This is a genomic window from Microbacterium sp., from assembly GCF_052099035.1.
Taxonomy (GTDB): domain Bacteria; phylum Actinomycetota; class Actinomycetes; order Actinomycetales; family Microbacteriaceae; genus Microbacterium.
The window spans coordinates 18,882-41,647 of record NZ_JBQDSX010000003.1; the positions used below are offsets into that span (position 1 = coordinate 18,882).

A 22,766-nucleotide genomic window follows, 5' to 3' on the forward strand; every position below is an offset into this window, starting at 1 on the left:
TGACAGCGCCACCGAGGCTTCGCCCGTTGACGGGCGGAAGAGCGAAGAGCGCACGCTTTCACCTCCATGCGAGTGGGGACGAGGAGGCTGGTGGCGGCCCGGCACGGGGCGGGGGAGCGACAGGCCGCCACCAGCGGTCACAGGGGGCTGACAGCTCAGAGGCTGACCGTCTCGGACTGCGGGACGGGGGCAGCGCCGGTGACGGTTGCACGGGGCTGCGCGGGGGCGGGGTCGGTGGTGCCTGCGACACGGTCGGTCGCCTCCTGCGCGGCCTGTAGCTGAGTGGCGATCGTCGTCGCCTTGTCCGCGTTCGACGGCTCCCTCTCCTTCCGCGTCACCTCGTAGTCGGTGCGGGCGGTGTCGTGGCCGAGCTTCTTCGCCACGAACTCGTCCTGCTCAGTGCCCTGAGCGGAGGTGTAGGTCTTGACGTACCCCTCGGCGAGGAACCAGTCGCCCTTCTGGAACCGAGCCGCCGCCTCCTCGGCGGCTTTCCGGTACTGCACCAGGTCGTGGAACGTGGTCTCCAGCTTCGTGAACGACCCGTCGGTCTCGCGTCGGTAATGCTCCTGCCCGATCTTCGCGTAGAAGCGGGCATCGCCGGAGCGCGTGTACGTCAGCCGCGGGTCCGAGGCGATGAACCCGGACAGGGACTGCTGGACATGAAGATCGGACATGGGGGAACTCCTCACAGGTGCGGGCGCCGTGTCGCGCCGTTATCTTCAGGTGCCCGCCGTCCCCCACCCCGGGGTGCCGTCATTGTCCTTGTTGCAGCCGTGATTCCAGCATGCTGCGGGCCTTTTTGAGGGCGTCGGCGTCGGCCCGTTTGGTCCAGGGGCGCAGGTCGGTGATGATCGGGCGGGCCGCGCGCAGCAGAATGACCCCGGTGCCGAACGGCATCGTGCGCAGCACGTCCGGGGGCAGGATCGGCACCCGCCGGATCGAGCGTTGCGAGGAGTGCCCGCCGTAGGCGTCCTGGGTCACCGAGTCGGTCTCCTCGTCTCGTTCCCCGACCAGCTGTGACAGGTCGTGCAGGTCGCGGCTGTTCGATGCCCCGCCGAGCACGATCTTCACGATCGACGCATCCCAGATCGCGTTCGCCGCGTTCTCCGACCATTTTTCCCGCGCCTGCGCGAGGTGTCGGCGGCGCTCGAAAGCTGGACAGTAGCGGCGCTTGAAAAGTGAACACTCGACGATTGGAGTGTGATCACTTTGGAGGACTGGGCACTGATTCGCAGGCTTGCCGCGGAAGGTGTTGCGAAGGCGCAGATCGCGACGCGGTTGGGGGTGTCGCGGACGACGGTGTATGCCGCGTTAGCGTCGGATTCGCCGCCGAGGTATGAGCGTGTTTCGGGGGCGACGTCGTTCACGCCGTTCGAGGCGCGGGTGAAGGAACTGTTGCGCCAGACGCCGGAGATGCCGGCGACGGTTCTGGCTGAGCGGGTGGGGTGGACGGGGTCGATTCGCTGGTTCCGCGACAACGTGAAACGGCTGCGGCCCGAGCAGCGACGCATCGATCCGGCGGACCGGTTGGTCTGGGAACCGGGCGATGCGGCGCAGTGTGATCTCTGGTTCCCGCCGAGGAAGATCCCGCTTGAGGACGGCACCTCGAAGCTGTTGCCGGTGCTGGTGATCACTCCCGCGCACTCGAGGTTCGTCACGGGGCGGATGATCCCGACCCGCAAGACGGAGGATCTGCTGCTGGGTTCGTGGGAGCTGCTGCAGCAGATCGGCGCGGTCCCGCGCCGGTTCATCTGGGACAACGAGCCCGGGATCGGGCGGGGCCCGCGACGGGCGGAGGGGGTCGCATCGTTCATGGGGACGTTGGCGGCGAGGCTGGTGCTGTTGCCTCCTCGGGATCCGGAGTCTAAGGGGATCGTCGAGCGCCGCAACGGCTGGTTCGAGACCTCGTTCATGCCCGGGCGCACGTTCACGTCTCCGACGGATTTCAACGAGCAGTTCACCGACTGGCTTGAGCTCGCCAACGCGCGCGCGGTCCGCACGTTGAAGGCCTCGCCAGTTCAGCGCATCGACACGGACCGGGCTGCGATGCTGCCGTTGCCGCCGGTCCCGTTGCATCTGGGCTGGCGCAACCGGGTCCGGCTGGGGCGGGATTACTACGTCCGTGTCGACACGAACGACTACTCCGTCGATCCGCGCGCGGTGGGCCGTCTCGTCGATGTCTCCGCAGACCTGGACCGAGTCAGAGTCCGGACCGATGGGCGGCTAGTCGCGGAGCATGCGCGGGTCTGGGCGCGCGGGATGACGATCACCGACCCGGCACACCTGAAGACCGCGAAGATGCTGCGGGAGCAGTTCCAGGCCCCGCGGCCGGTCGCCGCCGGTGATGACCTCGTCCGCGATCTTGCCGACTATGACCGGGCGTTCGGGATCGGAGGCGGGTTCTGATGGCCGCGAAGCAGACCGATGCGGTCAAGCAGATCACCTATCTTTCCGGCGCGTTGAAGGCCCCACGCATCCTCGAAGCCGCAGTCCGGCTCGCGGAACAGGCCCGGGCCGCGGGCTGGTCCTTCGAGGACTACCTCGCCGCGGTGCTGGAGCGCGAAGTCTCCGCCCGCAACGCGTCTGGCGCCCGCCTGCGCATCCGCGCGGCCGGGTTTCCCGCGGTCAAGACCATCGAGGACTTCGACTGGGATCAACAGTCCGCCGTCCGCCAGCAAGTCGCGAGCCTGGCCTCTGGGGCGTTCCTCCTCGAAGCCCGCAACGTCGTCCTCCTCGGCCCTCCCGGCACCGGCAAGACACACCTGGCCACCGCGCTGGGCGTCATCGCCGCCCACCAAGGCCAGCGGGTTCTGTTCGCTACCGCGACCGAATGGGTCACACGCCTCTCCGACGCCCACCGACAGGGCCGACTCCCTCAGGAACTCGCCCGGCTACGACGCTACGGGCTGATCATCGTCGACGAGGTCGGATACCTGCCCTTCGAGCAGGACTCCGCGAACTTGTTCTTCCAACTCGTCTCGTCCCGCTACGAGCACGCCTCCCTCATCCTCACCTCGAACCTGCCCTTCTCCGGCTGGGGCACCGTGTTCGGAGACCAGGTCGTGGCCGCCGCGATGATCGACCGGATCGTTCACCACGCCGAGGTGATCACCCTCAAAGGCGCCAGTTACAGGCTCCGCGGCCGCGGCATCGACAGCCTCCCCAGCACCCGCGCCGACATCACCGACCCAGCTGACTAGACTGCCGACAACCGTTCACAATTCGAACGCCGAAACCGTTCAGAATTCGAGCGCCGCCGACAGTGGGAACTGGCCTGATCGGAGCCCAAGACGATGTCGCGGCGATTGACTCAGTGCGGAGTTGGTTCGTTGGGGTTGCCGAGGATGTACCTTTGGGTCGTCCTAGATCGACCTTTGTTGTTCTTGAAACTCCCGAGGAGATACTTGGTGAAAGCGGCGAAAATCTCGGCTGAAATTTGATAGCTGTGAGTATCCGATTCGGCGGGCTACGGCTGAGGGTTTCGCGCCTGTGGCGAGTAGGTCACGAGCGATGCGCATACGAGCGACAGTTCGCCATTGGATGAAAGTCATACCTATCTCCTGGTGAAAGATTTCCTGTGTCTCGCGAGCGATGTCGTCGGCTGACGCCGGCGCTTCGATCCTGCGGAGAAAATCCTCTGCGACTGCGCGGGCGCGAAAGTCTTTTGGCATGGGTAGTGTGCGAGCGCGCTCGGCTGCAAACTGTGCTTCGAAGATGTCGAGTATGTGCCTGTGGTCGTAGTTCTCGGGGCGGAGCCCGGTGTATGCGCTCACCGAGCAGTAGAGCAGATACCTGTCCCACGATGGAGAAAACTGGGCTCGGAACGGTCTCTTGATCTGAGCTTCGTGTGGTTGCAGGTCGCCCACTGGCACGCCCAGCGATCCGGGGGGCCATCCAGTTTCGTTCTCGACTCCGGCGGGGAGCCAGATCGCGTCGCCTCTTTTTCTCGTGTAGGTCTTTTGGGCAATGCGTGCCCAGACTTCTCCTCGGTAGGTCCAGGCAAGTACGTGGAAGTTGTTTACTCTGGGGGCGGTGAAGGTGTGCGGGAGTTCCGGTTGTCTGTCCGGGGCGTCCGCCATGAGGTTCATCAATGTGTCAACCTGACGGATGTTAGCGACGCGCGCAGGTACAGCACGATTCGTAGTGCCGTTCAGGTGCGCATAGTCCCGCGGGGTGACGTCGAACTGCGCTCGGAAGGCCCGAGTTAGGCCGTTCCGGCTTCCGAAGCCTGCGTGGACTGCTGTGTGCTCGACGTTGAACCCTGCGGCCAGGAGCTCGCATGCCACAGCGAGACGGCAACTGGTGCGCCATTCTGCGAAGGTCAACTCGGTCTCGCGAACGAACTCGCGGCGCAGTGTCCGAGGGCTAGATGCGACGATCTTCGCCCATTCCTCGACAGTGTGGTCGAACGCCGGATTGCGCAGGAGGCTCTGGGCGACTGTACGTGCGGCAATAGACCGCGGTATCGGCGGATAGGCGGAGGTGTCGCTGGACATCAACGGTCCGGGGGTGGTTGAGCTTGACGGAGCCAGGATGTCGAGGAGGCTGTCCGGTGTGTATCCGTTGCTGGTCATGGGGCCGAGGCTGAGGACGTAATGGTGGATGAGCCAGTCACGCCATCCGTCGGCGACGGAGAACGGTAGCGGAAGGTCGGGTGCGCCGGAACCTACTTGGGGAGAAACCCACGCGGGGATGGCGAGTGAACCAGGTTCGGTCCAGAGCTCGTGGTCATCGCCTGCGGGCAACCAGAGGCCGGTGCCTTCGTCAATGCGGTGACGCTCCCCGTTGGCAAGGCGAACGTGGGCGCGCCCGGTGTGCGCCCAGACGAGCATGTGTTGGCGAGGGTCCCAGCGTGACGGCTCGTAGCTCGCCGGAATGGGTGGGGGTGCCGTGGTGATCGCTGCCAAGTCGCGCCAATCGTTGATAACTATCTGGCAGTCTACGCACCCTATCGGAGATAAGGGTCCCCTAACCTTATCAGGGGTGTGGTGAGTCACGCCCACTCCCGAACCACACAGCAAGGAGACGTGCTGCCGCATGCCGAAGACTTCCCGTTCTCTCACGGTGCACCCGATCACCCTTCGCGAGCTCGAAGTCAAGCGCATTCGCGATTTGGGGCCGGCGATGCGTCGAATCACACTGACGGGCGCTCAGCTACGTGCGTTCACGTCGGCCAACGAGCTTGCGCAGTCGGAGTTCCGTAGCGGTGGTTTCGATGATGACGTGCGGTTGATCTTCCCGTATCCGGGCAAGAGCGAGCCCGTTTTGCCGGTGCAGGATGAGGCGCACTTGGACTGGCCGAAGGACCCTCGGGCGCTCTCGCGGGTGTACACGGTCCGTCGATGGGATCACACAGCGCAGGAGCTTGACATCGACTTCGTGAAACACGGTACGGGTATCGCGACCTCCTGGGCGTATCGAGCACAACCCGGAGATCGCATCCATCTCACCAGTCCCGCCGCCAGTCAGGCTCTCCCTGAGACTGACTGGTTGCTCGTCGCCGGTGACGACACCGCGATCCCCGCCATTTCTCGACTGTTGGAGGAGCTACCCGAGGACGCGATCGCTCAGGTGTACATCGAGGTCTCCCGCCGCGAACACCAGCTCGAACTACGCACCCTTCCAGGTGTCAAGGTGACCTGGCTGGTGCGGGACGGCGCTCCTGCGGGGAGCACCACCCTTCTGCTCGACGCGGTGCGCGGCACGGACTGGCTCGACGGCACACCCTACGCCTGGATCGCCGGCGAGTCTGCGGCAGTGAAGGACATCCGCAGGCACCTCGTGGAGCACCGAGGCATGCCTAAGACGGATGTCGAGTTCACTGGCTACTGGCGCAACAGCGAAGTCATCACTCTCGCAGACGATCCCGGGCTCCCGGACCCGGAACGCAACGAGGAAGCGTTCGAGAGGTTCCACGAGCTCGCGGACCTCCTTCCGCCGCTGGCGATCAGGGCCGCCGTTGTGCTGGGCCTGCCAGAGCTGTTGTCGCGAGGCGTGTCTGATGTCACGGAGCTCGCCGTCCAATCCGGGTCAGACCCCCGCGCGCTGGGCAAACTGATGCGCTACTTCGACGCCCTCGGCATCGTGTCGCAAACCATGCCCGGCAGCTACAGGTTGACGGATGTCGGTGACATCTTCCTGGAAGAGTTCGTTGAGGACGCGCTTCACCGGGACGGTGCATTCGGGCGACGAGAGACATCGCTGTTCGGCCTGGTCGACGCGCTGCGTACTGGACGAGAATCGTTCAGCTTGGTCAACGGACAACCGTACGCGGAGTTCCGCAACCAGCAGGAGCACACCAACGTGTTTCTAGATCAGATCGCGAAGTTCTCCCGCTACCTGGCAGAACCACTGGCACAGTCACCCAGTCTGAACGACCTGTCGACAGTCACGGTACGCTCATCGGCCGCTGGCGTGATCGGCCAGGCCATCGTCTCCCACCACCCCCACACGCGAGTCACCATCGCCGGGCTGCCGTCCCAGCTCGAATGGTTCCAGGCCGACCTGCCGGACTCGATCCCCGACCCGCAACAGCGCGAACGGGTGCGGTTCGTGGAGAGTTCGCTGTTCGACTCGACCCAGGCCGCCGACGCCGTGCTCTTCAACTGGGAGCTCGCCGCCTACCAGCAAGCAGACGCAGCCCTGATCTTGCGCCGCGCAGCCGAGAGCCTGACCCCTGGCGGCCGGGTTCTGGTCATCGAGGGCGTCATGGACACGGGCGAGGCGGACGAGCACGCCGCCGGAGACGACCTGCGTCACTTCGCTCTGCTCGGAACAGGGCTGCGCACAGAAGCAGAACTCATCGACCTCTTCGACAACGCCGGTCTCAAAGTCGAGACGACAGAAGTAGTCGGGTGGGGTGACAAACTCTTCCGCCTCGCCCCCACCGACGCCAGCTAAACCCTGGCAAGACCCACGTACCGAAGAAAGGAACACCTCATGGGCGCATTCAAGAGAACCCGTACAGCAACAGCCATCCTCGCGGCAGCTGCGGCTGCCACCGTCGCACTGGCGGGATGCAGCTCGACTACACCGCAGGACGAGCCCACAGCGGCGACCACCCGCACGATCGACAGCGCCTTCGGCGAGGTCACGATCCCCACCGAGCCTCAAGCAGCCCTCGGCATCTACACCACCGATGTGGACGTGCTGATCACCCTCGGCATCCCACTCGCCGGAGCTCAGCCGATCCGAAGCGAGTTCGACGACTTCCCGTACTACCTCTCGGAGGATGCGCTCGAAGGTGTGGAGCCGTTCGCGAACTTCCCGGAGGTCAACTACGAGGCTGTGGCTGCCGCGGAACCGGACTTCATCCTGAACAGTCTTGGCTATGACGAGGAGGTGGTGAAGCGGCTGCCTGATATTGCCCCGACCTACAGCGTGAATGCGTTCGACGGTCAGGACTGGCGCGTCCACTTCAAGGAGACCGCTACTGCCCTGGATCGCCTCGACAAGTACGAGGAGTGGGAGAACACCTACGAGCAGCGCCTTGACGAGGTCAAGGAGCTTGTCGGAGACAAGGCTGCTGATCTTGTGGTGGCTGTGGTGTACCCGGAGTACGGCGGACCCGGTATCCAGACAATCTGCGGAGGTCAGACCCTGTGCTCCGTGTATCAAGATCTGGGCGTCAAGATTCTGCCCGTCTCCGAGCAGGAGGGCGGCGTGATCCTCAGCCCCGAGCAGTTCGACCAGCTCAACGACGCGAACGTCGCGCTCACCGTGAGCGATTACGGCGACATGACGACCCTCACCAGCAGCGAAGCATGGAAGCGGCTGCCGTTCGTCCAGAACGGCCAGGTCCTGGAATACGACCTGGAACTTTCGTTCGGATCACCGTCGAGCCAGCTCGCACTCCTGGACGAGGTGAAGAAAGACCTCGTGGAGTTGCTCGGACTCTGATGGCGAGGCGATGGCGCATCCGGTCGGAGCGAGAACATGACCAGGCTGACTGCTGACGCCGGCGCGATGACAGGTTCGGGAGCTTCCCCTGCGGAAGCTCCCGAACCTGCCCGGGCATGGCGCCGAGCGCTCGGTCTGGCCGCGGGTCTCGGAGCACTTCTCGTAGCCGTCGTGGGGAGCGTCCTCATCGGATCACAGGAGTTGTCTGTTCCCGAGGTGTGGAACGCGCTCACCACCGCCGGGGACACGCAAGCCCACTTCATCGTCAACGATCTGCGGATACCGCGCACCGTCGTCGGCCTTGCGGTAGGCATCGCACTTGGGATCGCGGGAGCCCTCATCCAAGCCCTTACACGCAATCCGTTGGCGGACCCCGGCATTCTCGGCGTGAATGCCGGGGCGGCGTTCTTCGTCGCCCTGGGGGTCTCGGTCTTCGGAGTTTCCTCGATCAGCGGGTACGTGTGGTTCGCGTTCGCCGGCGCACTCGTGGTGACCGTGGCGGTCTATCTCATCGGGTCAGCCGGCCGCGGGGGCGCTGACCCTGTGCAGCTCACGCTCGCCGGCGTCGCGCTCGGTGCCGTGCTCTCAGGTGTGGTCACCGCGATGGTGCTGCTTGACTCGCAGACCTTCAACCAGATGCGCAGCTGGAATGCCGGCAGCATCGTCAGCCGCGGCTGGGACATCCTCCTCCCTGTGCTGCCGTTTCTGGCTGTCGGTCTTGTGCTTGCCGGGGTCGCGGTCGGCGCGCTCAACTCGATCGCCCTCGGCGATGACCTTGCGCGCTCCCTGGGCACGAATATCACCCGCACTCGCGTTCTCGTGATCATCGCTGTCACTCTGCTCGCGGGTGGGGCCACGGCCGTAGCCGGACCGATCGGCTTCGTCGGACTGATGGTGCCGCACATCGCACGATGGATCGTCGGCCCGGATCAACGCTGGATACTCGCCTACACGCTCGTCCTGGCACCTGCACTCGTGCTCGCCGCAGACATCCTCGGCCGAATCGTCATCCGTCCGGCCGAGTTTCCTGTCGGGATCGTCACGGCCTTCATCGGCGCACCAGTGCTCATCCTCCTCGTACGCCGCAAGAGAGCGAGCGGGCTATGACTGACAACACGCGGCCAACCATGCTGCCCGACGACCGCGCTTCTGCGCTTCCAGAGCTCGAAAGCACGGCCACCGTCGAGTTCGGCTATCGCAGCATCGTCAGTCGGCGGGGTCCTCTCGCGCTGCGCTGGAGCATGCGCACACTTCTGATCTGCACCGCCCTCGGTGTCCTCACTCTGCTGATAACGGTGGTCGCGTTGACCCTTGGCGACTACCCGCTCACGGTCGGGCAGGTGTGGTCCGCGCTGTCCGGAGACGCCGGCTCCGGATTTGCTCGGACGGTCGTGGTCGAATGGCGTCTCCCGCGCGCACTGGCAGCCGTCATGTTCGGAGCGGGCCTGGGCGCGGCCGGCGCAGTGTTCCAATCGCTCACACGCAACCCCCTCGCCTCACCAGACATCATCGGCTTCTCGGCAGGCTCCTACACGGGAGCATTGATCGTGATCATCCTCGTCCAGGGCAGCTATCTCCAACTGGCAGGCGGCGCCCTTATCGGCGGGGTCGCGACGGCCGCACTGGTCTATGTCGTCGCGTGGCGTCGGGGGGTCCAAGGATTCCGGCTCATCATCGTCGGGATCGCCGTCTCGGCCATGCTGACCTCGTTCAATACCTGGCTCATGCTCACCGCTGATCTGGAAGTAGCCATGTCCGCCGCCGCGTGGGGCGCCGGATCGCTGAACGGCACCTCTTGGGACCAGACGCTGTACGGGAGTACCAGCATTCTCGTGCTGTTCGCCGTATTGGCCGTTCTCGCTCCGGGTCTGCGGCAACTGGAACTCGGCGACGACTCGGCCAAAGCAACAGGGGTTCGCACCGAGCCCACACGACTCGCCGTCATGGTCACGGGCGTTGCGCTTACCGCGACCGTGACCGCCGCAGCCGGCCCGATCGTTTTCATCGCACTCGCCGCACCACAGATCGCCCGCCGACTGACACGTTCACCCGGGGTCACGATCGCGGCCGCAGCATTCACCGGCGCCTTTCTTCTGGCCGCCGCCGATGTCGTCGCGCAGCACGCTCTCCCCATCGCCCTGCCCGTCGGCGTGGTCACCGTCGTCGTGGGCGGCGCTTACCTCGTCTGGCTCATCATCCACGAGGTACGTCGACGTGCATAACCTCGCCCACACGAAAGGTCCAACCCGATGACTTCCATCGCGACCCCGCATGAAGGCGCAGCAGCACACTCTCACCCAGCAGCTGACGCCACGCTCGCGGAAGGACCGCGCCTCTCCGCAGATGATGTGACAATCGGGTACGACAAACGGATCATCAGCGAGCGGCTCTCGGTCGCGATTCCGAACGCATCATTCACCGTGATCGTCGGCCCGAACGCATGCGGCAAGTCGACCCTTCTCCGCGGACTATCCCGGCTCCTGCGCCCATCGTCAGGTCACGTCGTCCTGGACGGTTCGGACATCCACTCCTATAAGGCCAGAGAAGTGGCTCGTCGTATCGGGCTGCTCCCTCAGACATCAATCGCTCCAGAAGGCATCACGGTCGCTGACCTCGTAGCACGAGGTCGCTACCCCTATCAGAAGCTGATCCGGCAATGGACCAAGGACGACGAGCGCGCAGTCGCGGAAGCGATGACAGCAACCCGGGTCGACAACCTCTCTACACGACTGGTGGACGAACTGTCAGGAGGACAACGGCAGCGCGTATGGGTGGCGATGGCTCTCGCCCAAGAGACAGGCATTCTGCTTCTGGATGAACCCACGACCTTCCTGGACATCACCCATCAGATCGAGTTGCTCGAACTGCTCACAGACCTGCACCGGCAGGGACGCACGCTCGTCGCCGTCCTGCACGACCTGAATCACGCGGCCCGATACGCCACTCACCTCATCGCGATGCGCGACGGACAGGTCATCGCGGAAGGAACGCCGACAGACATTGTGACCGCTGAACTCGTCGAGGAGGTCTTCGGGTTGAAGAGCATCGTCGTGCCCGACGCCGTCGCAGGAACACCCTCGGTGGTGCCGCTCGGTCGAGACCGCACAGGTAGGAACGCAAACCCATGACGGTCGCCGGAGACCCGCTGGGGCGGGGATGGCTGACTCGCTGGATGCCGGTGTTCTGGCGGTCCCCATCTCTTCCGCCCGATACGCCGCCTTTCCAAGTGGCAGCGAACACCACGCCGACCGGGTTGCTCCGTGCGGTGATGTTCTCCGCGAAGCGATACACAATCCCGGCAGCAGCATTGTCTGCCTTGCACCAAGTCGGCGAGGCACTGGTTCCGTTGATCGCCGGCGCTGCGATCGACCAGGCGCTCGCAACAGGCGACCTGGGTCTCCTGCTCTTCTGGCTCACGCTACTTGCGGTGACGTTCCTCGGGTTGTCGCTGGGATTCCGGTTCGCCGCCCAGTTGACCGCGCTGGCGATAACGCACGCTCAGCACCGGCTTAGAGTCACGCTCTCTCGTCGGGTGCTGCATCCAACCGGCAGCGCATCGGCGTCGAGGCCGGACGGGGGCGTGGTGTCGGCAATGACCAATGATGTCTCACGCGTCGGTGCCCTGTGGTTGGTGGTGTTCCCGCTCGGGGAGGTGGCCGGGGTGGTCTTCATCGCTATCTCGCTCCTGCTTCTGAATCCACTGCTCGGCCTCGTTGTGCTCATTGGAGCACCAATAGTCGTGTGGCTGATGGGCGCCCTGAGCGGCCGCTACGCGCGAGCTTCGCGGGAGTATCAGACGCTGCTCGCTGGCACGGTGGCGCGAGCTACGGACCTCGTCACGGGCTATCGGGTGATCCGCGGGATACGCGCCGAGACGGAGGCGACCCGCCGGTACCAGGATGCGAGCCGCGAGACCCTGCACGGCGCGTACCGGTCCGTGGGTGCGCTAGGGCGCTTCCTCGCCGGGTCCGACACGATCAGCGGGGTGTTCATCGCTGGTATCGCAGCGCTTTCCGTGTGGTTCGCCGTCACGGGACAACTCAGCATCGGCGGGATGATCGCTGCGGTGGGCCTCACCCAGGCGCTTCTTCCCCCTATGCAGATGCTCACCGGCAATGCCCTGCCCACGTGGGCGGCAGGCGTCGCATCCAGCGCACGCCTGTTGGAGCTGCTCCGAACGGAAGATGCATCCCCAGATCGCCAGGTGCACCGCCACGCGAGCGTCCTGAATCCCCACCTGTCAAGAGACTCGTCAGCCCCGGTCGCGGAGGTTCCGGCCGTGGAGCTCACGATCGCCTCTGGCGCGCACCAGCCGGTTCGAGTCAACCCGGGCGAGCTTTTAGGAGTGCGTGCCGATGATCGCACTGCCGCCTGTGCCGTTGCCGGACTGCTGCGCCCGGGCAGTGATCCAGAGGTCGCGGTCACTATCGAAGGCGTGCCCGCGGAGCAGTTCGATCCCGCCGACTATCGGGCGCTGGTGGTGGTGGCCCCACATCAGGGAACCTTGTTTACCGGCACGATCATCGACAACCTCACCTTCCCCGGTTCGCCATCCTCACTGCGTGATGTGGCCCTCCGCGCTGCCGCCTGCGAAGACTTCCTCGAAGCCGCTGGCGGAGTGAACGGACAGGTCGGAGAAAATGGCAATCGGCTCTCCGGTGGGCAACGCCAACGGCTGGCTCTGGCCCGGGGACTCGCAACGGGCGCCCCAATACTGGTGCTGCATGATCCGACCACCGCCGTGGACTCTGTCACCGAAGCTCGCATCGCAGGTCGGCTCCGCGAGGTCCGGCTTGCTCAGTCGACGCTGCTGTTCACCTCTTCCCCGGCGCTACTCGCGGCATGCGACCGGATCATCGACCTCCGCGCCGAAGGAGCCGTGTCGTGACCGAGGCAGCCCCGGTTCCCGGAACGCTGCCGGTCGCGTCGGCGCGCGCCACGCGACGAGAGGTCTGGGACACCACTCGCGGCCACCGCTTCCGCTTCCTTCTTGTGGCCGTGTTCGGAATAGCCAGCGCGGGGACGGGGCTGGTGTTCCCCGCCACAGTTGGCTACCTCGTAGACCGCGTGCAGGCCGGCACCGGCGATGCGACTACGGTCCTGTGGGCGCTGGCCGTGATGCTTGCAGCCGCTGTGGTTGGGGCGGTCGGCGGGGCAGTCACGATCGTCCTCGCGGCGCGCAGTTACCATGCGATCCTCGCCGAACTACGTGAACGCCTCGTCGCCCGTGCAATGGCGCTCCCGCAGTCTCTTGTCGAGCGTGCGGGGACCGGCGACCTGGTGTCGCGGTCCAGCGATGATGTGGCGCAGATCGCTGATGCCGCCCCGCAGATCGTCCCTGCCGTCACCGGCGCCGGGTTCACCATAGCCGTCACTCTCGTCGGTATGACCGCCCTGGACCCTTGGTATGGGCTCGCGCTTGTCGTCGTCCTGCCCGTGTACCTCGTCACGTTGCGCTGGTACCTGTCCACAGCTCCGGGCATCTACGCCGCCGAACGCGCTGCCATGAGCAACCGTGCTCAACAAATCGTGGAGTCACAGCGCGGCCACGACACCATCCTCGGCTTCGGTCTCAGCGAGCTACGGCACGACCGGGTCCTGGCGGCGTCCTGGAACGTAGTCGGCCATAGCCTGCGTGCCCGCACCGTGCAGAACATGTTCTTCGGTCGGCTGAACCTGGCCGAATACGTCGGCGCTGCCGCCATCCTCGTCGCGGGATTCTGGCTCATCCAAATCGGAGCATCCACGGTAGGTTTCGCCACGACCGCCGTGCTCCTGTTCCTGCGCTTGTTCGGACCGATCAATCAACTTTTGTTCGTCGTAGACACCTTGCAATCCGTGACAGCATCGCTGAACCGCATCGTCGGCATCATTACACTTCCCGCCGCTGACACCACACAGCCGCGTATCGCCGCGCAAGCGGAAGAACCTCCGCAAGGGGGCATGCGTGGTGCCGAGGTCGTGGCCGCTCCTCTGGTGCGGGTGGCCGGGATGAGTTACAGCTACGACGGCGTGCATCCCGCCGTCGATGGCATCCACCTGATCATCCGCTCCGGGGAACGTATCGCCGTGGTCGGTGGGTCCGGTGCGGGCAAAACCACCCTCGCCGCGATCATCGCCGGCACACACAAGCCTGACACGGGAACTATTGACACGCCGGAACGCATAGCGCTAATCACGCAAGAGGTGCACGTATTCTCAGGAACCGTACGCGACAATCTCACCCTCGCCGCGCCCCAAGCCACCGATAGCCAGCTTTATGCAGCGATAGAGACCTCCAAAGCGTCAGCGCTCCTCGACATGCTGCCCGAGGGATTGAACACGATCGTGGGCGCGGCCGGATGGGAGCTCACCGCAGCGCAGGCGCAGCAACTCGCCCTGACGCGGCTCGTGCTCGCCGACCCCGTCCTGGCGATCCTGGACGAGGCTACCGCCGAAGCTGGTAGCACAGACGCCAGCTTCCTCGACCAGGCTGCGACGGCCGCAACCCGCGGTCGCACATCAGTGGTCATTGCCCACAGACTCTCCCAAGCGGCCGCCTGCGACCGCATCCTGGTCATGGACTCGGGTCGCGTCATCGAAGAAGGCGCCCACCTCGAACTGGTCGCCGCTGGCGGTGTGTATGCAGGGTTATGGGCGGCGTGGTCTGACGGCAGAGTGCCTGATTGACAGCCACAGTGGAGCGCATAGTCTGCGTGCCGCGTAGAAGAAGCGGAAGGAAGGGGCGGTTGCGAAGTTGCTGATAATCCCAGGTCAGAGCGAGCATCGGAACAAGAAAATGTAGGCGGGATTGCAGCAAATTACCACATGCAAACAATGATCTCGTTGTCTGGCTCGTCATCTTGGCGTTTTCCTGCTGTGACGAACCGTCCTCCTGGCGGCCCCGCCGGACGAAGGCGCGATGCTGTATCTCCTAACTCTGTGGCCGTGGGCGGGTCTATGGTCGTCGGCGGGCTCGGACGATGACATCGACGAGGGCCGTTCCTCCGAGGGTCCGTTGGCGGATCTCTGCGGTTTGCACGTCCCATTCCAGGTCGCCGAGGGTGGTGCGAATCAGCTCTGGAGCGGTGGTGGCGTGCCGTGGATGCTGACCGTGGTCGTCGTGGTCGTCGTGGTCGTCGTGGCGCTCGTGGCGCTCGGCGTGGCCGACGATGAGCAGCGTGCCTCCCGGTGAGACCCAGCGGGAGATGCGCTGGTAGAACGCCAGTTGCGGGATGGTGGGGTGGGCGTAGAAGGTCGTGACGAGGTCATATGTGCGGGTGGGTTCCCACGTCGTGAGGTCGCCTTCGACCCAGTTCACGGGCCGCGCCCCGGCAGGGGCCTGATCCGCGGCCCTGCGGACGGCTTCGGCGGAGATGTCGACGGCGGTGACGTCCCAGCCGTGTGCGGCGAGTCAGAGGGCCTCGGCGCCTTCACCGCTTCCTGCCTCGAGCGCAGCGCCGGGTGGGATCGGGGAGATCTCGGTGTCGAGCGCGGGGTGGGGTGGCATTCCGCCTTCGTGTGCGGAGTTCCAGTGTGTCTCCCAGTACGCCTTGTCGAAGGTGTGCGTCATGGGGTGCCTGCTGTCATCGCGTTGCGCAGCGCGCCTCTGACCCTTGCATAGATCTCCGTCAGGGATGGCGGGTTGTCGGGGGCGTCGTCGACCGCGCGGACCCATTCATCGAGGGCGAGGCGCATTCCGAGCGCGAAGGACTCGCCGACGGCGTGAGCATCGAGGACGGGCAGGCCCGGCTTCTCCGTCAGCGTCTCGACGAGGTGGGCGGTGAGTCTGGCGTCGCGTTCGAGACCTGCGGCGAGGAGGGCGGAGTGCTGCCGCATGAGGCGGCGCACGCGCAGGAACCGGTTGTGTCCCTCGTGGTCTTCGTCGAACAGGACGGTCATATGCTCCCATGCGGTCTCGAGGTCACGGAGCGGGTGCTGCGGCGAGACGTTCGATGCGGCGGTGAGGAGCTCGGCCTCCAGGCCGGCGTCGTCGACGAGCACGGCGGCTTCTTTCGTTGCGCAGTGGCGGAAGAACGTCGTCCGTGAGATGCCCGCGGCCGCGGCGATGTCATCGATGGTCGTCGCCTGGAACCCGTTCCGCTCGAACAGCTCCACGGCGGTGATCGCGATGGAACGGGTGAGCTCCAGGCGTCGACGTTCGCGCAGATCGGGAACCGCAGTCGAGGGCGGGGAATGAAGACTCATGATGCTATGTTAGCATCCGATACACACATGGTACTTAGTACCAATCAAGGACTTAGTTACAGGAGATGTCGATGACAACCGCCACACAGCCCCCCACCCCATCGAGCGTCCGGACGGGCCCCGCGATCGCCGTGCTGCTCGTCTCGGCGTTCATCGTGGTGCTCAACGAGACGGCGATGGGCGTGTCCATCCCGCACATCATGGAAGGCTTCGGGGTGTCGGCGGCATCGGCGCAGTGGTTGACGACGGCGTTCATGCTGACGATGGCTGTCGTGATTCCCGTGACCGGCGTCCTCCTCCAGCGGTACACGCTGCGTCGCAACTTCTTCACCGCCATGGGGCTGTTCGCCGTCGGCAGCGCGGTCGCGGCGTTCGCTCCCACCTTCGACGTGCTCCTGGTCGCTCGGGTGGTGCAGGCGCTGGGCACCTCGATCATGCTGCCGCTGCTGTTCACGACGGTGATGCAGTTGGTCGCAGCGGAGAAGCGGGGCCGGACGATGGGGCTCGTCGCCATCGTCACCGCGGCCGCGCCCGCGCTGGGTCCGACGGTGTCGGGCGTGATCGTGTCGTCGCTGGGCTGGCAGTGGGTGTTCATCCTCGTGCTGCCCATCGCGGTCCTCGCGACCGCCGGCGGAGCGGTGTGGTTGCGGAATGTGACTCCGACGATGCCCGCCCGCTTCGACGTCCTCTCCGTGCTGCTGTCTGCCCTCGGCTTCTCCGGCGTCATCTACGGGTTGGCGAGCATCGGGGAGCAGGCAGGGAGCGAGGGCGGTCTTCCGATCTGGGTTCCGCTGAGCATCGGCGTCGTCGCGTTGGTCGCCCTGGTGGTTCGCCAGCTCGCGCTGCGCGAGACCGATCGGGTGCTGCTGGACGTGCGGGTCTTCACGGGCCGTCTGTTCACGGTGTCGACCGTGATGATCGTGACGGTCTCCATGTCGTTGTTCGGTTCTCTCATCCTGCTGCCGCTGTATGTGCAGCAGGTGCTCGGCGAGCCCGCATACGTCGCCGGCCTCATGCTGCTGCCGGGCGGTCTCCTCTCCGGCATCCTCGCCCCGTTCGTCGGCATGGTGTACGACAGGGTCGGGCCTCGCATCCTGATCCTCCCGGGGGCGGTGATCGCCACCGGTGCGATGTTCGCATTCTCGACCCTCGGCACGAGCACCCCGGTGTGGCTCGTGGTCGGGATGCACATGCTGCTCAGCGTCGGGACGGCGCTCATGATGACCCCGCTCATGACCACGGCCCTCGGGTCGGTCGCCCCGAAGCTGTATTCGCACGCGAGTGCGATCGTGAACACGCTGCAACAGGTCGCCGGCGCCGCCGGCACCGCCCTGTTCGTCACACTGTTCACGGTCGTCTCCACCGCCACGATCGGCGTGGACGCGCTGGCCGGCCTCGCGGACGGCGTCGGCACCGCGTTCCGGATCGGCGGTCTCATCAGCATCGCAGGCATCGTCCTCGCGGTGTTCCTGCGAAAGCCCGACCCGGCATCCACCGCGTCACCAGAACTCGAAGACGATCAGGCTCAGACTGAAGACGCAGAGAGCGAGGCGCCGGCATGAGCACCATGCACACAGAGATCCTGGTCATCGGCGGTGGCCCCGCAGGGCTGAGTGCCGCGCTCACCCTGAGCCGTGCACGCCGAGATGTGGTGGTGCTGGACAGCGGCGAGCCGCGCAACGCCCGCGCCCAAGGAGCGCACGGACTCCTCGGATTGGAAGGCATCCGGCCGCTCGGCCTCCTCGCCAGGGGACGTGAGGAAGTCACCTCCTACGGAGGCCGGATCATCCACGACCGCGTCGCCCACGCGCAGGCGGATGACGGTGCGTTCCAGGTGGAGGCCGAGAGCGGGCGCCGAATCCAGGCAGGCACACTGCTCATCGCGACCGGCACTCGCGACGTCCTGCCCGACATCCCCGGTCTCGCCGAACGATGGGGACGTGACGTCATCCACTGCCCCTACTGCCACGGCTGGGAGATCCGGGACGAGCGCATCGGAGTCCTCGCCACCGGGCCCATGTCCGCCATGCAAGCACTCATGTTCGGCCAATGGAGCCCGCAGGTGCAGTTCTACCCGCAAGGGCGCGACTACCCTGCTGAGCAGCTCGCCAAGCTCACCGCCACCGGCATCACGATCGCGGACAGGCGGGTCACCGGGATCGACGTCCGGAGTGACGCGCTCACCGGCGTCGTCCTCGACGACGCGAGCGTAACCCCGCTCGACGCACTCGTCGTCCCCGCGACGACTCGTGCCCGCATTGACGGACTCGACGGCCTCGGACTCCAGATCGAGGAGTCCGAGGCAGCCATCGCCCTTGTGGTCGACGCCGCCGGGCAGACCAGCGTGCCCGGCGTGTGGGCGGCAGGAAACGTCGTGAACCCCGCCATGCAAGTCAGCGAAGCCGCCGCGAATGGCGCCCGCGTGGCCATGACCCTCAACACCGAACTCATCTTCCAGCACGCGGAAAACAAGACCCAGGAGTCCGACTCATGAGCAAGCCCGTCCGCGTCGATGTCTGGTCCGACGTGCAATGCATCTGGTGCTACATCTCCAGCGCCCGCCTCCGCACCGCCATCCAGCAGCACCCCGGCCCCGTCGACGTGACCTACCACTCCTTCCAGCTCACACCGGACGCGCCCCTCGAGATCGACCGTGAGGAGCAGATCCGCAAACACGGCGGGAACTCGGCACGGATGCAGCAGGTCATGACCCAGCTGCGCCAGCTCACCGCCGTCGAGGATTTCCCGTACGACCCCGACCGCACCCGACCGACCAACTCGCGGATGGCGCTCGAACTCCTCCACCATGCCGGCACCCACGGCAGACGCGCCGAACTGACCGAACGGCTCTTCACCGCCTACTTCGGCGAAGGCCGCCACATCGGACGCATCGACGAACTCCTCGCCATCGCCCGCGAGGTTGGTATCGACCCCGACGACGCGCGTCAGGCGCTCACCGAGAAGCGCCACGCGGCAGGGGTCGACGCCGACATCGCCCAGGCCCATGCGTATGGCGCCAGGGGTGTCCCGTTCTACATCGTCAACGACACCTGGAGGCTTTCCGGAGCGCAACCCGTCGAACAATTCCTCGCCGCGTTCGAACAGGCCGCACGAGCATGACAGACCCGACGAACACCGACAATCCCTCGCTGCTCACCGGTGATGCCGACGCGATCTGCGCCGACGGGATCTGCGAGATACCTCCACCAGCGGTCCCCTCGAAAGGGTGCTGAGGGAACCGGACGCCGAGTGCTCTGGAGAGGGTGGAAAGACCGAAACACCAAGCCGGACGGTAGATCTGACCGAGAAAATGACGGCGGGAATGTAGCAAGTGCCACTCGTCCAGTCGACACCCGCCGCGCGGGGAGCTGAACTCCTGCCCCGCCCGAACAGGCGACCACGCCAGGGGCCGGAAACCCGTATGAAACCAACGGTTTTCGTGGTGGCTGCAACATGCGTGTCCATCCAGATACGCGCAGGAACGCACTCGGTGCCCCATCGTCTGCCTCATGGGCGGTGTCCTCGAATGGCGTGCAGCGGGCGGATCAGGTTCCTCGCCCGCGGCCGGCGGCGATGCCGTCCTGCTCGCCTCAGACGTGCCGTTCGATTACGACCCCGAGGGCGCGGCGAATCGCGTGCGATCTGCGGCTTCACCCTCACCGGCTCTTCTCGGCAGAGGGTGTGGCCGGGTATCGAGAAGTGTGATCGCACCGATGATGACGGCGCGGATCGACCATGCGAAGTAGTCGTCGGGAGTGAGGCCTGCTTCGGTGCCGACGGCCGCGGGGAGGGTGGTGAGGTCTGCGCGTTCGGCGATGGCTTCCGGCTTGTTCCTCGGGCGGCCGCCTCTGATGTGGACGAGTTCTGCGAGGGCGATGGCGTGCTCGGAGACGGTGGAGACCAGCCACGCGGCGTATCGGGGCGTCAGGTCGTGGCGGCGAACGTAGGCAGTCATCACCTCATCGATGCGTGCGACGCCTCGTTGGGAGGTCGCGTCGATCTGTGCCAGGTAGGGGCCGATGCCGGGATAGTCGTGCACAAACCGACGCAGCGCGAATGCGAGGTCCAGGATGTCTTCTTCGAGATCGCGACCGGCAGGTGCGGGAGGCGTGTGCCGGTCGATGATGCCCTCGGCGACCACCCGACGCAATACGTCGGCGCTCTCCACGTGGTTGTACACCGCGACGGTGCTGACGCCGAGTTGTGCCGCGATGGACTTGACCGTCACGTTCGGCAGGGTGATGGCGATCCCCGCATCCACGATCCGTTTCTCCGTGACAAGGCGAGGACGCCGCAGCGACACATTCATACTCCCAGCCTCTCTCACTTGCCTCTCACGAGTCCACAAAGTTAGTTTATCCTTAGTAAAGTTATTCGGGAGACGCGCTGGAGGTTGATCGACATGGACGAGACGGCACTGAGACACCTCGCCGCTGGGGTGCTGAACCATCCCGAGCATGCCGCGGGTCTTGGACATCTGGGCCTGCGGATCGAGGCGGTGACGATGCTCCCTTCCGGGCTTGTCCGGATCGGCGGTGTCTTGAGCGAGGTGACCGACCCCGCCCAGTGGGCGACACCGAACACGACGGTTCGCCTGTCTGTTCCCGTCCCCGACGATGAGCCCGTGTCGCGCGTGTACACGATCCGACGCTTCGATCCCTCCTCGAATCGGGTGGACATCGATTTCGTCGTTCATCCGGAGCCGAGCCCGGTCATGCGCTGGCTCGCGGTCGTCGCACCCGGTGACAAGATCGCAGTGGCAGGGCCACGACAGCATCAACTTCCACTGTTCGCTCCCGCCAAGCGGGTGCTGCTCCTCGCGGATTCATCGGCGGTCCCCGCGCTCGCCTCGATCCTCGCGCACTGGCCACCAGGGGTACCGGCGTCCGTGCACGCCACTGTCGCGCGCGAGGACGAGCTTGCCGAACTGCCGCCAGTCGAGGGTGTCGACGTGGAGGCGATCACGGCGGCGCCTGGGGGCGCGACTCTGCTGTTGCAGGTGGCCGAGAGGACATCGGCCGTCCCCGAGTTCTCGGTATGGGCCGCCGGTGAGCGCGACGAGATGAAGGCCATACGCTCCCACTTCCGACACGCGATCGGACTCCCGAAAGAGGCCGTCCAGGTCTTCGGCTATTGGAAGCATGGCGTCTCCAACACCACCCTCGACATTCATCGCATCCTGCACCTGAAGACGCTCCTCGACCAAGGAAAGGGGATGGCCGAATTCGATGAATTCGACATCAACGCCTGAACCCACTCCCGAGCGCGCCGTGGCCGCAACGACGGTGAGACTCTTCTCGACACGGACTCTCCTCGTGTGCGCGGCCCTCGCTGTCGTCGCCGGGGTGATCGCACAGCTCTCCCGCGTGCTCGGTGTCGCCATCCAAGCGATCGTGCCGTGGTTGAGCTTCCCCGCACCCCTGCCCTGGTTCCTCGGCATCATGGTCGCCGTCGCCCTGTTCCGCCGCCCCGGCGTCGCCCTGATTACCGGGTTCCTCGGTATGGTCGCCTCCGCAGGAGGACTGGTGCTCGTCGGCGGGATCATCATTGAGCTTGTCTTCCTCACCGGCCGCTACCGTCGTTGGAGTCCTCCCCGCTACTACCTGGCTGCTGGCCTCATCGCCGCCGTGAACTTCGGGTTCATGTACCTCTACGCCGACTTCACCACGTTGCCAATACTCGTCCAGATCCTCGCCTTCCTGATCAGGCTCGGTCTCTACCTCGGCTACGCCTGGCTCGCGCTCTGGACCACCGCCCAGCTCGAAAGAGCCGGCATCCATGGTGTCAGCAAGGCCCGGAGCGCATCATGAGCGCCCCAATACCGACCCAGACTGCTCGCCGAACCGCACCCGGAACACCCAGGAGAAGGATCGCGCTCCTCGTCGGCGCGGCCGCCGGTCTGATCCACACCAGCTTCAGCCTCCTGTGGGCCGCAGGCGGCACCCTCCTCCTCGACACCGTTGGCCCCTGGGCCAGCACTCTCGCCGCCGCGGACCCCACCCGTCTTCAGCTCACGTTCGCGATCCTCGCCCTGGTCAAAGCCTCAGCCGCCCTCATCCCATTGCTGCTCCTGCTCCCGCACCCGCCATTGCAGCGCACGATCACTGCCATCTCCTGGATCGGCGGCATCACGCTGTTGGCAGTCTCTGCATGGCGCATCATCGGCAACCTCGCCATCCTGGTTCAGGGAGCACCCTATCCAGCGGAGACCGATCATCTTTCACTCCTGTGGAACACCGCTCTCTGGCAACCGCTGTTCTTCATCTGGGGCGCGGCGCTGATTATCGCTCTGATCCCCCTGAAGTCGAAGCGGGAGCCTTGAGCCGACCTGGCCAGTTCGCCGCGGGTTCGGTTTACCGTGCCTCGTGCGGGCTGCGTGGCCGGGCGTCGTGGTGGAGTATCTCGCCGCGGGTGAGAGGCCCATTCCTGTGGGTACCGGTGAATCATTGGGACCAGCGGACGACGGTGGTGCCGAACGCTTGGGGGACGTGAACCGATCCGTTCCCCTTCGCGCACTCAGCCCTCAATCGGCGCTCAGCCGAATGATTACGTAGTTGAAGCGGAGCCTGCCTGGGGATAACTCCACCGCGATACGCACGCCAGCAACGCCGGTTGCACATGAGTTAGCTCAGCTCAGAACTGAGCCTGTTCGCGTCCGCGCGGCGGCGCTTACCCGTCCC

20 protein-coding genes and 2 pseudogenes are annotated in these 22,766 nt (G+C 65.5%); 15 read left to right on the forward strand and 7 right to left on the reverse strand.

Annotation, left to right across the window (positions count from 1 at the left end):
• Window positions 1-155 precede the first annotated feature (155 nt).
• A complete protein-coding gene (locus tag ACTIAO_RS01920) occupies window positions 156-674 on the reverse strand; it encodes a single-stranded DNA-binding protein (protein ID WP_087055032.1) in 519 nt (172 codons plus the stop codon).
• A gap of 79 nt (window positions 675-753) precedes the next feature.
• A pseudogene (locus tag ACTIAO_RS01925) lies at window positions 754-1,134 on the reverse strand (TraM recognition domain-containing protein); the annotation flags it as partial.
• 75 nt (window positions 1,135-1,209) lie between these two features.
• Here ACTIAO_RS01925 and istA point away from each other — a divergent pair.
• The gene (gene istA / locus ACTIAO_RS01930) at window positions 1,210-2,406 is read left to right on the forward strand and encodes an IS21 family transposase (protein ID WP_441904703.1); all 1,197 of its coding nucleotides are present in this window, start codon (window positions 1,210-1,212) and stop codon (window positions 2,404-2,406) included.
• A complete protein-coding gene (istB, locus tag ACTIAO_RS01935; RefSeq protein WP_441904645.1) occupies window positions 2,406-3,200 on the forward strand; it encodes an IS21-like element helper ATPase IstB in 795 nt (264 codons plus the stop codon). Before istA ends, istB begins: the two co-directional genes overlap by 1 nt.
• A 162-nt stretch (window positions 3,201-3,362) precedes the next feature.
• On the opposite strand, the gene ACTIAO_RS01940 is transcribed toward istB, so the two are convergent.
• Window positions 3,363-4,907 (reverse strand): helix-turn-helix transcriptional regulator, encoded by a 1,545-nt coding sequence (locus tag ACTIAO_RS01940; RefSeq protein WP_441904646.1) that lies wholly within the window; start codon window positions 4,905-4,907, stop codon window positions 3,363-3,365.
• Window positions 4,908-5,037: 130 nt separating this feature from the next.
• Here ACTIAO_RS01940 and ACTIAO_RS01945 point away from each other — a divergent pair, with 130 nt between their 5' ends.
• The 7 genes from ACTIAO_RS01945 to ACTIAO_RS01975 all read left to right on the forward strand — a co-directional run bounded on the left by ACTIAO_RS01945 (window position 5,038) and on the right by ACTIAO_RS01975 (window position 14,568).
• The gene (locus tag ACTIAO_RS01945; protein WP_441904647.1) at window positions 5,038-6,900 is read left to right on the forward strand and encodes an SIP domain-containing protein; all 1,863 of its coding nucleotides are present in this window, start codon (window positions 5,038-5,040) and stop codon (window positions 6,898-6,900) included.
• Window positions 6,901-6,939: 39 nt separating this feature from the next.
• Window positions 6,940-7,899: an ABC transporter substrate-binding protein gene (locus ACTIAO_RS01950; RefSeq protein ID WP_441904648.1), complete on the forward strand. Its 960-nt coding sequence runs from the start codon at window positions 6,940-6,942 to the stop codon at window positions 7,897-7,899.
• A gap of 36 nt (window positions 7,900-7,935) precedes the next feature.
• Window positions 7,936-9,006, forward strand: a complete 1,071-nt coding sequence (locus ACTIAO_RS01955) for a FecCD family ABC transporter permease (RefSeq protein ID WP_441904649.1) — start codon at window positions 7,936-7,938, stop codon at window positions 9,004-9,006.
• On the forward strand, window positions 9,003-10,121 hold the full coding sequence (locus ACTIAO_RS01960) for a FecCD family ABC transporter permease (RefSeq protein ID WP_441904650.1): 1,119 nt from the start codon (window positions 9,003-9,005) through the stop codon (window positions 10,119-10,121). The genes ACTIAO_RS01955 and ACTIAO_RS01960 overlap by 4 nt, the downstream gene beginning before the upstream one ends.
• A gap of 27 nt (window positions 10,122-10,148) precedes the next feature.
• Complete coding sequence (locus ACTIAO_RS01965; RefSeq protein ID WP_441904651.1) at window positions 10,149-11,027, forward strand: ABC transporter ATP-binding protein; 879 nt, start codon at window positions 10,149-10,151, stop codon at window positions 11,025-11,027.
• A 98-nt stretch (window positions 11,028-11,125) separates the two neighbouring features.
• Window positions 11,126-12,787 carry an ABC transporter transmembrane domain-containing protein gene (locus ACTIAO_RS01970; RefSeq protein WP_441904652.1) on the forward strand — a complete coding sequence of 554 codons (1,662 nt, stop codon included), beginning with the start codon at window positions 11,126-11,128 and terminating at the stop codon, window positions 12,785-12,787.
• Window positions 12,784-14,568 (forward strand): ABC transporter ATP-binding protein, encoded by a 1,785-nt coding sequence (locus ACTIAO_RS01975; RefSeq protein ID WP_441904653.1) that lies wholly within the window; start codon window positions 12,784-12,786, stop codon window positions 14,566-14,568. Before ACTIAO_RS01970 ends, ACTIAO_RS01975 begins: the two co-directional genes overlap by 4 nt.
• Before the next feature lie 268 nt (window positions 14,569-14,836).
• On the opposite strand, the pseudogene ACTIAO_RS01980 reads toward ACTIAO_RS01975, so the two are convergent.
• The 3 genes and pseudogenes from ACTIAO_RS01980 to ACTIAO_RS01990 form a co-directional block, all read right to left on the reverse strand.
• Window positions 14,837-15,280, reverse strand: a pseudogene (locus ACTIAO_RS01980) (class I SAM-dependent methyltransferase); the annotation flags it as partial.
• Window positions 15,281-15,292: 12 nt separating this feature from the next.
• Window positions 15,293-15,451: a hypothetical protein gene (locus tag ACTIAO_RS01985; RefSeq protein ID WP_441904654.1), complete on the reverse strand. Its 159-nt coding sequence runs from the start codon at window positions 15,449-15,451 to the stop codon at window positions 15,293-15,295.
• Window positions 15,448-16,086, reverse strand: a complete 639-nt coding sequence (locus ACTIAO_RS01990) for a TetR/AcrR family transcriptional regulator (RefSeq protein ID WP_441904655.1) — start codon at window positions 16,084-16,086, stop codon at window positions 15,448-15,450. The genes ACTIAO_RS01985 and ACTIAO_RS01990 overlap by 4 nt, the downstream gene beginning before the upstream one ends.
• A gap of 71 nt (window positions 16,087-16,157) precedes the next feature.
• Here ACTIAO_RS01990 and ACTIAO_RS01995 point away from each other — a divergent pair, with 71 nt between their 5' ends.
• From ACTIAO_RS01995 to ACTIAO_RS02005, 3 genes are read left to right on the forward strand one after another with little or no spacing between them, the layout of a single operon-like run.
• Window positions 16,158-17,648: an MDR family MFS transporter gene (locus tag ACTIAO_RS01995; RefSeq protein WP_441904656.1), complete on the forward strand. Its 1,491-nt coding sequence runs from the start codon at window positions 16,158-16,160 to the stop codon at window positions 17,646-17,648.
• Window positions 17,645-18,580 carry an NAD(P)/FAD-dependent oxidoreductase gene (locus ACTIAO_RS02000; RefSeq protein ID WP_441904657.1) on the forward strand — a complete coding sequence of 312 codons (936 nt, stop codon included), beginning with the start codon at window positions 17,645-17,647 and terminating at the stop codon, window positions 18,578-18,580. Before ACTIAO_RS01995 ends, ACTIAO_RS02000 begins: the two co-directional genes overlap by 4 nt.
• Window positions 18,577-19,206 (forward strand): DsbA family oxidoreductase, encoded by a 630-nt coding sequence (locus tag ACTIAO_RS02005; protein WP_441904658.1) that lies wholly within the window; start codon window positions 18,577-18,579, stop codon window positions 19,204-19,206. Before ACTIAO_RS02000 ends, ACTIAO_RS02005 begins: the two co-directional genes overlap by 4 nt.
• Window positions 19,207-19,693: 487 nt before the next feature.
• On the opposite strand, the gene ACTIAO_RS02010 is transcribed toward ACTIAO_RS02005, so the two are convergent.
• Complete coding sequence (locus ACTIAO_RS02010) at window positions 19,694-20,395, reverse strand: TetR/AcrR family transcriptional regulator (protein WP_441904659.1); 702 nt, start codon at window positions 20,393-20,395, stop codon at window positions 19,694-19,696.
• Between the two features lie 93 nt (window positions 20,396-20,488).
• Between ACTIAO_RS02010 and ACTIAO_RS02015 the strand changes: the two genes are divergently transcribed.
• From ACTIAO_RS02015 to ACTIAO_RS02025, 3 genes are read left to right on the forward strand one after another with little or no spacing between them, the layout of a single operon-like run.
• Window positions 20,489-21,337 carry a siderophore-interacting protein gene (locus tag ACTIAO_RS02015; RefSeq protein ID WP_087133129.1) on the forward strand — a complete coding sequence of 283 codons (849 nt, stop codon included), beginning with the start codon at window positions 20,489-20,491 and terminating at the stop codon, window positions 21,335-21,337.
• Entirely contained in the window at window positions 21,315-21,896 is a 582-nt protein-coding gene (locus ACTIAO_RS02020) for an ECF transporter S component (RefSeq protein ID WP_441904660.1), read from the forward strand. Before ACTIAO_RS02015 ends, ACTIAO_RS02020 begins: the two co-directional genes overlap by 23 nt.
• Complete coding sequence (locus tag ACTIAO_RS02025; RefSeq protein ID WP_087133131.1) at window positions 21,893-22,408, forward strand: DUF3995 domain-containing protein; 516 nt, start codon at window positions 21,893-21,895, stop codon at window positions 22,406-22,408. Before ACTIAO_RS02020 ends, ACTIAO_RS02025 begins: the two co-directional genes overlap by 4 nt.
• The last annotated feature ends 358 nt before the right edge of the window (window positions 22,409-22,766 follow it).